The sequence below is a fragment of the Phytoactinopolyspora mesophila genome (genome assembly GCF_010122465.1).
In the GTDB taxonomy this organism is placed as follows: Bacteria; Actinomycetota; Actinomycetes; order Jiangellales; family Jiangellaceae; genus Phytoactinopolyspora; species Phytoactinopolyspora mesophila.
This window is the reverse complement of the sequence record NZ_WLZY01000001.1, coordinates 1,372,372-1,381,709: the sequence shown is the minus strand read 5'-3', so window position 1 is coordinate 1,381,709 and position 9,338 is coordinate 1,372,372. Positions and strand designations below refer to the sequence as shown.

The window sequence follows — 9,338 nt, the reverse complement described above, 5'->3', positions numbered from 1 at the left end:
ACCGACTGCGCGAGATATATGACTTCTGCCCATCAGTCGATGTACTTTCCACAGCCAACCCAGATCTTTCGTGAGACGGACATTGATCTTCTTCGGCATAGTACACATCCCAGGGCCTCGGCAAGGTGGAGCCCTCGAGTATTCGGCAGCGTCGGTTTTCGTAGACTATGATATTCCCACCTGGGTACGGGGCGTCTATTCACCACTCAAGGAGCGTCTCGGGTGTGGCTGTCGTTTCCATAGATTCCCCTTAGCGTCGGGCGGCGAAGTGGCATGCGCTGGGGTGGCCGTGGTTGTAGCGGTCGATGAGTTCTGGCGTTTCGTCGGCGCACCGTTGTTGGGCCTTCCAGCAGCGGGTGCGGAATCGGCACCCGGACGGAGGATCTTGTGGGCTAGGGACGTCGCCGGTGAGTGCTATGCGTTGTTTTGTGCCTCTCTGTGTGGGGTCGGGTATCGGGACTGCGGAGAGTAGCGCCTGGGTATAGGGGTGTGTGGGTTGGTGGTAGACCTGTTGGGGTGTGCCGGTTTCGACGATGCGGCCGAGGTACATGACGGCGACTCGGTCGCAGATGTGTTTGATGACGGATAGGTCGTGGGCGATGAACAAGTAGGCCAGCGAGAGTTCGTCTTGGAGTCGTTGCAGGAGGTTGACGATTTGTGCCTGGATGGACACGTCGAGCGCGGAGACGGGTTCGTCGAGCACGAGGAGTTGGGGATCGAGGGCGAGGGCGCGGGCGATGCTGATTCGTTGGCGTTGGCCCCCGGAGAACTCGTGGGGGTAGCGAGAGGCGTGTTCGGGATGAAGGCCGACGAGTTCCAGAAGGTCGTTGACGCGCCTGGTGCGTGCCTTACCTTTCTCGATGCCGTGGACCTTAAGTGGCTCGGCGATGATCGCGCGGACTGTCATACGGGGGTCGAGGGAGGAGAACGGGTCTTGCAAGACGATCTGCATCTCTCGTCGGAGCGTCCGCAAGGCGCTCTTGTTCAGGGTGGTTAGGTCGTGGCCGTGAAAGAGGATCCGTCCGGCGGTGGGTTCTATGAGGCGAAGTAGAGCGAGCCCTGTAGTTGATTTGCCGCAGCCGGATTCGCCGACGAGACCGAGTGTTTCACCGGCGGCGAGTTGGAGGTTGATGCCGTCGACGGCGAGCACGCGCCCGAGCTGGCGGCGCAGGACGGCCGATGTGACCGGGAATTGCACGGTGAGGTCTTCAACGCGAAGGAGTTCCTCACCTTTGCGTGGTCGCTGGTGGACGTCCATGCCTCGTGTGGTTTGGGTGGTGCTCATGGCGGTTTCAGTCCTGTCGCCGGGCGGGTGTGGTGCCGAGCTCGGAAGCGATCGTGGCGGTCTCTTGATCCATCTCGTTCCAGAAGTGACAGGCCGTGGCGCGACGCCCGAGATCGACGAGGTCTGGCTGTTGTGTGTGGCATTGTTCGCGGCCGCGCGTTAGATGACATCGCGGATGGAATGCGCAGCCGGGCGGTGGGGAGATCAAGCTGGGCGGTTGGCCAGGGATGGAGACCAGGTGGTCGAGTTCGGCGTCGATGCGGGGGAGGCTGGCGAGCAGGGCGAGGGTGTAGGGATGGCGGGGTTGCTGGAACAGCGGCAATGCGCGCGCGGATTCGACGATCTTGCCGGCATACATCACGAGGACTCGGTCGGCGAGTTCGGCGATGAGTCCGAGATCGTGAGTGATGAGGATGATGCCCGCACCGGTCTCCTGCTGGGCAAGCTGGAGTACTTCCAGGACTTGCGCCTGGATGGTGACATCTAAGGCGGTGGTGGGTTCGTCGGCGATGATCAGCTTGGGTTGGTTGGCCATGGCCATGGCGATCATCGCTCGTTGGCGCATTCCGCCGGAGAATTCGTGCGGGAACTGTTTGTAGCGCGTTGCGGGGCTGGGGACGCCGACCTTTGTGAGCAGCTCGATGGTGCGGGCGCGTGTGGCGTGGCGGGAGATACGGCGGTCGTGGACACGGATGGTTTCCGAGATCTGGTGGCCAATGGTCTTGACCGGATTGAAGGAGGTCATGGGGTCCTGGAAGATCATCGCGATTCTCCGGCCACGGATACGGCGGAGCTGACGCTCGGACAGCGTTAGGAGGTCATGGCCGTCGAAGAGCACTGGGCCACCGGTGACGATGGCCGGGGGCGAAGGGAGGAGTTTGAGGAGTGCATTGACGCTTACGCTCTTGCCCGAACCTGATTCCCCGACGATACCGAGGATCTCCCCAGGATAGATATCCCAGCTTACGTCTCGTACCGCATGTACGGTTCCGCCTTCGACCTTGAGCTGCACGCTGAGGTTTCGTACGGACAGTAGCGGTCCATCACCTGGCGCCGGCGGGAGTGTATTGATTCTGTCTGCGCTGTTCATAGTTGCTGCTTCGGGTCGAAGGCGTCGCGCAGCCCGTCGCCGATGAAGGCGATCGCGAGCACGGTGAGCGAGATCGCCAGTCCGGGAGATAACCATAGCCACGGCATTTGCTGCAGGATCGTCAGAGATTGGGCGTCCTGCAACATGCCGCCCCAGGTTGCTTGGGGCTGCTTCACGCCGAGGCCGAGGAAGGAGAGCGAAGATTCGAGAAGGATGGCTCCCGCGCTTAAGAACGTGGCGACGACGGTGAGAGGCGGAAGCACCGGCGCGACCATGTGGCGGTACATGATCGCCAGATTGCGTGATCCGATCGCTCGTGCGGCCAGGACGAAGTCCATCTCTTTTACCGACAGCGACATCTGCCGTACGATCCGGCACGATGCTGGCCATTCGAACAAGGCGATGACGACGATGATAGTGGCGATGCTGGGGCCCAGGATCGCCACGAGGAGGAGGATGACGACCAGGGAGGGGAACGACAGGAAGATGTCGACCAGACGCATGATCGCCGTATCGATCCACCCGCCCAGGAGTCCCGCCACCAGGCCGAGCATCATTCCGAGTCCGGCTGCTGACAAGCCGGCAGCGATGCCGACCGTGAGAGACACACGGGCGCCTTGCAGCAACCGGGAAAGTACGTCTCTGCCGATCGAGTCTGTGCCCAGCCAGTGATCAGCGCTGGGTGGCATGCGGCCCCCCGCGGGATTCACGGCATTCGGGTTGTGGGGAGAAACCACCGGTCCCAGGACGGCGAGCAGGACGAGAACCCCGATGAAGATGATACTGGCCATGGCCAGGCGATGGCGCCGGAACCGACGTGCGGCGAGCCGCGTGGGCGACGATGGCGGCGTTGCCGGGCGGAGTGTGCTGGCGTCTGCCGGTGTTGTGGCGGCATTGAAGGCCTCGGCTTGTCCGTGAGCCGCGGGCGTGGTCTGCATGCTTATGTTGTCGCTCATAGCCGGATCCTTGGGTCGAGTACGGCCGCTAGGAGATCGGCGAGCAGGTTGAAAACCATCACGAGGACAGCGCTCATGAACACCATCGCAATGATGACGGGATAGTCTCGACCGACTATCGCCTCGAACGTGAGACGTCCGAGGCCCGGCCAGGAGAAGAGAATCTCAACGATCAGCACGCCAGTGAGCAGCGCAGGGATATTGAGCGCGATCACCGTGGTTAGCGGGATCAATGTGTTGTGCAGCCCGTGCCGGAGGATCACGCCACGCCGCGGTACACCTTTGGCGACAGCGGTAGTCATGTAGTCCTGGCGTAGCACCTCCAGCATCCCTTGGCGGGTGAAACGAACATATGGTCCCACCAGGTTGGCCGCGAGAACCCCGGCAGGAAGCACTAGATGCCGCAGGCTGTCGCCCAGCGTGGTGTCTGCGGCTGCGAGTGTGCGCATTCCCCCGGTCGGCAGAACGCCGAGCTTGATCGCGAACACGTAGATCGCGATCAAGCCGAGGAAAAAGTTCGGGATCGAGATCGCAGCCATGCTGCCGACTGCGGACAGATAGTCGAACCAGGAGTTCTGCTTCAGAGCAGCGACCACGCCGACCGCCATGCCGATCACAACAGCGAAAGCGAGCGCGACCGAGGCGAGGAGAACCGTTGGCGCGAGCCTGTCACCGATCATCTGTGTCACCGGCACACGCCGACGAAATGAGTAGCCAAGGTTGCCCTGTGCTACCTCCCGCACCCACGCCACGAACTGCAATACGACAGGGTCGTCCAACCCCAGTTCGGCGCGCCGCCGGGCAACATACTCCGGCGACGCGGTCAGTTCTTCTGGGCTCAACATAGCCCGCACAGGATCGCCCGGCATCATCTGCACCAATACAAACGAGATCAGCAAAATCCCAAACAACACCGGGACCGCGATGATCAAGCGACGCACTACGTAGGTCAGCATCCAGTCCTCCCCAGCCCGGCTCGTAGGCGAAACCGGTCATGGGAACGTGTGAAGCCGTGTTGCACTGCCCGATCCTTATCTATCGGGCAGTGCGACATTAGGGCTTTCTCCATAAGCTGGATCGCTTAGTCTTCCCAATACCAATCTCCGATATTCCGCAATTGGTGTGGATAGAGCCCGTGGGTCGCGATCCCCTTGAGATGGGTGTCATGTGCGACGACGAAGTCCTTCACGTAGAGAGAGATCTCAGGCACATCATCATTTATGATCCGGTACGCCTCCTGGTATATTTCCGCGCGCTTGTTGGGGTCGGCTTCCTCGTGCCCGGCAGTCAACAGAAGTTCAAGTTCTTCATTGCAGTAGTGGCCGCGATTTGCGCCAGGAGGGTATTTCTCGTCACATGAATAGAAGGTCCGGGCAATGCTGGGGTCAACGGTCCAGGTTCCTCCGCCTGCCATAAATCCGTGGAACGATTCGGGTGCTTCCTCGGTGCGCTCGTTCAGCGTGGAGACGTCGACGTTCTCGATTGTCCAGTTGATGCCGACGTCGGCCATGTTGTCCTGTGCGACGGCGAGCGCCTCCGCCTCAGTTCCCAAGTAGTCCAGGAAGACCAGTTCCGTTTCAGGGTCCCACCCGGCCTCAGCGAGCAGGCCTCGAGCGCGGTCCGGATCGTAGGTGTACTCGGTCACACCCGTGGTCGGGATCGCCCAGTCCGGCCCAATCTGTGAGTTGTTCGCGACCGGGACGGTGCAGTGGCCGTCGAGGACGAGCTGGCAGATTCCCTCACGGTCGATGGCGTAGACCATCGCCTGGCGTACCCGATTGTCCAGCAATGGCCCATGGTGCATTAGCCCCCACTTATTTGGCGAGTCACCGGGGGTCGTTTGAATTTCAATGCCGTCGAGTGAACCAATACGGTCCACATCGCCTGGAGAAATTAGGGAGACAAATTGGACCTCCCGAGTCTCGAGCTGGGCGCTTGCCACGTCCGCGTCGATGACCTTGATAAACAGACGCTCGAAACCGGGCTCACCTAGTGACCAGTTTTCGTTTCGCTCGAACTCGACATGTTGGCCTGGCGCCCATTCAACGAATGTGTATGGCCCGTTCGTGACCGGGTAGCTGTTGAAGTACTCATGATTCTCCAGCTCGTCATGCGGCACGTCCCCGAGGACATGGTCCGGCAGGATGAGGATTCCTGTGAACATGGTTAAGCGCGGCAGCCAGGTGGGGTCGGGCTGCTCGAGTTCGACCACCACTGTCAGGTCATCCGGCGCCGACAGCCCGGAGACGGTATCGGCGTCGCCGTTCAAGAACTCGGACTCGCCCGCAACGCCGTCGACGGCTAGTGTTAGCTCACTGATCTCGGGGTCGAGATGTTGCGTGAGTGACATCACGATGTCGGCTGAGGACATCGGCGTCCCGTCGCTCCATTCGATGTCCGGGCGAAGTGAGAAGGTCACCGTGAGCGCATCGCCTGACACGTCCCACGACTCGAGCACATCGGAGTACAACTCACCCTCGGCATCGGTCCGAATAATGGGATGCAGCATGGCATCGAATACTTGCGCCTTGGCCCCGTGCCCTGAGTACGGGAAAATGTCAGGCGGTTCTATGACGGTTGCCACCTCCAGAGTGGTCCGAGAGGGCGCAACGTCGGGGTCATCGTCGTCTGTGCCGCACGCGGCCACGATAAGCGCCAGACTCAAACCTAGTGCAGCAAGCGGAACGTGGGATTGCAGTTTCATTCCTCTGCTCCTTTCCCGTTGCCAACGGCTAAGCCGTTGGCAACACGGGGCGGGCGCAACGCGGCATGTTCCAACCACAGAAACGTATAGTTCAAGTTACGTTACGCTTGGTGAGCCCTTGCTGCAACCGGCGTGCGGCTGACCGAACCTACTGGAGCTGGATTGTTATGGTCGATTGACCATCGCCGCGACGCGCCAGCATGCAAAGACGCTGACCGGCCCACAACGGACCGCAGATCATGGCCTCGCTACGCAACCTCGCGGTCAGCCTGCGCCGCCTCGCCGGCGTCACCAACATCGCCCAAGCACTCCGCCATCACGCCTGGCACCTGCTCGAGCCGGTGAATCCACTCATGACCAGCGGATATCCCGACTTGCGACGCGAGAGCGGAGCCTGTGGTGCCGACTCCACCGTGATGCACCTGACTCGTGCCACTTGGTGAGCTCTGATGAGGCGGCGGTGTTTGACCTGCTGGTTCGTGGTGGTGTTGGGGTGAAAGGGGTTACTAATAATTGTCTGGTCGGTAGTCTCGGGGCGTGGTTTCGCGGTTCGTGAGGAAGGTCCGGACGGCCTCGGGAGCGGTCGCGGTGCAGGTCGTGACCCGGCAGGGCCGGGAGGTCGTCGGGGTTGATCATCTGGGTTCTGCTCATACCGATGCTGAGCTTGAGTTGCTGCTGGTGGCCGCTCAGGAGCAGCTCGCGCCTGGGCAAGAGGTCCTCGATGTTGGTCCTGTGCAGCGGGCGCCTGCGCGGGTCGAGGACGTCGCGGACTGGACGACCTCCTCCTCGGCATCGGCGGATGTGGCGGCGTTCGACGCGGGGCAGTTGGGCGTGAGCCCACCGGCAGAGACGGGCGTCGAGCGAGCACGTGGGCGCCCTGTCGTGGCCGGCGCTGGTGGCCGGATCGTTGGCATGTCCTCGCGTCTGCTCTGGCGCGTGCTCACCGACGCGTACACATACCTGGGGTTTGACGCAGTCGCGGATGAGGCGTTCAAGGCGATGGTGCTGGCCAGAATCATCGAGCCGACCAGCAAGGCCGACACGATTCGCGTGCTGGACGAGATCGGCGTGAAGGCGCCGAGCCTGCGTACCCTGTTTCGGGCGTTGCAGCGCTGCCAAGACCGCGACTATCGCGACACGTTGGCTAAGGCGGCCACGGGGTTCTCGGCCCGCACCACCGGGACGGCGTCGTTGGTGTTATACGACTGCACCGTGCGCCATGAGGCGCTTGTTGTTCGAGTGGGGGTGAGAGACCACCACCGCGGTACGTGCCGTGGCACGGTGCCGTGAAGCTGGGGGCAGTCTGACCGGGGAGACGACCGGGAGGGCGGGAAGCAGCCCCGACAAAGCCGTGGCGTGCCAGGACTGTCAGATGGTGCGGGTGCGGCGAGCGTGGCGAAGAGGTATACGCGAGGAACCGGTGTCATCACCTGTCTTGACGTACAACCGCCTCAAACCTGACGGATATGGGACGGGCGCGGTGAGCCGTTTGCTGGAGTGCAGAGCAGACGGACTGCCTGGGGGTTGAGTTAACGCCTCCCGGGTGGGGTTGGCGGTGAACGACTACGGAGTAGCCGCCATCGTGGCCGCAGGCAGATAGCCGGGTGCCTCCTTCGTCGAGCGAACAGCGAGTGAACATGGGAAGGCCCTGGGCCTGCCGGCGTGCCTGCGTATCCGGCGCGGGCGGGATCGGCTGGGTGCGTCGTCCACCGACCGGTGTCAGGGCTGGCGGAGCCGCCGTAGTACTGCGAGTCCGGGAGAGCCGGACACATCGGGAAGGGCGGCAGCGAGGATGGATAGGAGGTGCTGCGAGGGTGCAAGATGCGTCGGTGAACTCCGACGCCCGGACGTTCACCGACCGGGTAGCGCGGACGCAGGCCAAGTATCACCGTTGGGCGAACACCGACCGCGAGACGCGGTTCGGTGACTTGTTCAACCTGGTGTGCCACCCGGACTACCTGCTGGTGGCCTGGGAGCATGTGGCACAAAACAAGGGTGCTCGCACCTCGGGGATCGACGGCGTGACCGTGCGCCAGATCGCCGAGAGTGGGCAGGTTGGGGTGTTCCTGACGGGGATCGCCGCGAGTCTTAAGGACGGCACGTACCGTCCCGCGCCGGTCAAGCGTCGACTGATCCCGAAACCGGGCGGTAAGTCGCGCCCGCTGGGGATACCGACGGTGACCGACCGGGTGGTGCAGCAGTCCTTGAAGATGGTGATGGAACCGATTTTCGAGGCCGACTTCTTACCGGTCTCGTATGGGTTCCGGCCTATGCGGCGAGCCCACGACGCGATCGCCGAGATCCACTTCTACGCCACTCGCGGGTATCGGTGGGTGTTGGACGCAGACATCGAAGGATGTTTCGACAACATCGACCACCAGGTTGTCCTGGACCGGGTGCGGCAGCGAATCGCGGACAAGAAGGTCATCGCGTTGGTCCGCGCGTTCCTCAAATCCGGTGTGATCACCGAACTCGGGGAATCACGCGGGACGTATGCCGGGACACCTCAAGGCGGGATCATCTCCCCGTTGCTGGCCAACATCGCCCTGTCCGTGCTGGATGAGGCGATCATGGCCCCGTGGCAACCGGGCGGCGAGCAGGCGACCCAGTGGGGGCGCCGGAAACGCCGTCTGAGCGGGCTGGCCAACTGGCGAATCGTGCGTTACGCCGACGACTTCGTCATCATGACCAACGGCAGCAGAGACGATGTCGAACGTCTCCAAGAACAAGTCACCGGGGTGCTCACCGGGCTCGGGCTACGGCTGGCGCCGTCCAAGACCCGGATCGCGCACCTGAGCGAAGGGGTCGACTTCCTCGGCTTCACCCTGAAGTGGCGGAAGACCCGTGGTGGCGGCAAGTGGTACTACGCCACGATGATCTCGGACAAGTCGTTCCGGACCATCAAGCAGACCCTCCGCAACCTGACCCCTCGCCGGTCACCCCGCCCCCTGGCGGACGTGATCAAAGAGGTCAACGCTGCGTTGCGCGGCTGGACGTACTACTTCCGGCATGCGCTGGCCGGGCGCAGGTTCTCGTTCCTGAGATACATGCTCTGGAACCGGATCGTGTCCTGGCAACGCGAGTTGCACCGTTGGAACTGGACCCAGGTCAAACGATGGCTCCGCCGCCCTGACGGGAGCTGGAGAACGATCACGGCCGCGGGAATCGCACTCTTCGATCCCTGCAAGGTTCGCATCGAACCCTACTGGTATCGAGGAACCCGAGCGATCCCCAGTCCCTACTGACCACGACCGACAGACGGCATCACCCTCGCGGAGAGCCCGTTGCGCTGAGAGGCGCACG

The 9,338-nt window shown here is 62.5% G+C and carries 7 protein-coding genes and 1 pseudogene; 3 read left to right on the top strand and 5 right to left on the bottom strand.

The window, feature by feature from the left end:
* Nucleotides 1–250: 250 nt before the first annotated feature.
* The 5 genes from F7O44_RS06270 to F7O44_RS06250 all read right to left on the bottom strand — a co-directional run bounded on the left by F7O44_RS06270 (nucleotide 251) and on the right by F7O44_RS06250 (nucleotide 6,035).
* Nucleotides 251–1,285: an ABC transporter ATP-binding protein gene (locus F7O44_RS06270; RefSeq protein WP_246220642.1), complete on the bottom strand. Its 1,035-nt coding sequence runs from the start codon at nucleotides 1,283–1,285 to the stop codon at nucleotides 251–253.
* 7 nt (nucleotides 1,286–1,292) lie between these two features.
* Nucleotides 1,293–2,297 (bottom strand): ABC transporter ATP-binding protein, encoded by a 1,005-nt coding sequence (locus F7O44_RS06265; RefSeq protein ID WP_222851114.1) that lies wholly within the window; start codon nucleotides 2,295–2,297, stop codon nucleotides 1,293–1,295.
* Between the two features lie 74 nt (nucleotides 2,298–2,371).
* On the bottom strand, nucleotides 2,372–3,331 hold the full coding sequence (locus F7O44_RS06260; RefSeq protein WP_222851113.1) for an ABC transporter permease: 960 nt from the start codon (nucleotides 3,329–3,331) through the stop codon (nucleotides 2,372–2,374).
* The gene (locus F7O44_RS06255; RefSeq protein ID WP_162449218.1) at nucleotides 3,328–4,287 is read right to left on the bottom strand and encodes an ABC transporter permease; all 960 of its coding nucleotides are present in this window, start codon (nucleotides 4,285–4,287) and stop codon (nucleotides 3,328–3,330) included. The genes F7O44_RS06260 and F7O44_RS06255 overlap by 4 nt, the downstream gene beginning before the upstream one ends.
* 125 nt (nucleotides 4,288–4,412) lie before the next feature.
* The gene (locus tag F7O44_RS06250) at nucleotides 4,413–6,035 is read right to left on the bottom strand and encodes an ABC transporter substrate-binding protein (protein WP_162449217.1); all 1,623 of its coding nucleotides are present in this window, start codon (nucleotides 6,033–6,035) and stop codon (nucleotides 4,413–4,415) included.
* Between the two features lie 239 nt (nucleotides 6,036–6,274).
* Here F7O44_RS06250 and F7O44_RS06245 point away from each other — a divergent pair, with 239 nt between their 5' ends.
* The 3 genes and pseudogenes from F7O44_RS06245 (at nucleotide 6,275) to ltrA (ending at nucleotide 9,280) form a co-directional block, all read left to right on the top strand.
* Nucleotides 6,275–6,478: a hypothetical protein gene (locus tag F7O44_RS06245; RefSeq protein WP_162449216.1), complete on the top strand. Its 204-nt coding sequence runs from the start codon at nucleotides 6,275–6,277 to the stop codon at nucleotides 6,476–6,478.
* Nucleotides 6,479–6,572: 94 nt separating this feature from the next.
* A pseudogene (locus F7O44_RS06240) lies at nucleotides 6,573–7,298 on the top strand (IS1634 family transposase); the annotation flags it as partial.
* Between the two features lie 566 nt (nucleotides 7,299–7,864).
* Nucleotides 7,865–9,280 carry a group II intron reverse transcriptase/maturase gene (gene ltrA, locus F7O44_RS06235; protein WP_222851112.1) on the top strand — a complete coding sequence of 472 codons (1,416 nt, stop codon included), beginning with the start codon at nucleotides 7,865–7,867 and terminating at the stop codon, nucleotides 9,278–9,280.
* Nucleotides 9,281–9,338: the final 58 nt, after the last annotated feature.

Coding starts and splice junctions, on each gene's coding strand:
- F7O44_RS06270 (WP_246220642.1), bottom strand. CDS start 1,285: ATGAGCACCACCCAAACCACACGAGGCATGGACGTCCACCAGCGACCA.
- F7O44_RS06260 (WP_222851113.1), bottom strand. CDS start 3,331: ATGAGCGACAACATAAGCATGCAGACCACGCCCGCGGCTCACGGACAA.
- F7O44_RS06255 (WP_162449218.1), bottom strand. CDS start 4,287: ATGCTGACCTACGTAGTGCGTCGCTTGATCATCGCGGTCCCGGTGTTG.
- F7O44_RS06250 (WP_162449217.1), bottom strand. CDS start 6,035: ATGAAACTGCAATCCCACGTTCCGCTTGCTGCACTAGGTTTGAGTCTG.
- F7O44_RS06245 (WP_162449216.1), top strand. CDS start 6,275: ATGGCCTCGCTACGCAACCTCGCGGTCAGCCTGCGCCGCCTCGCCGGC.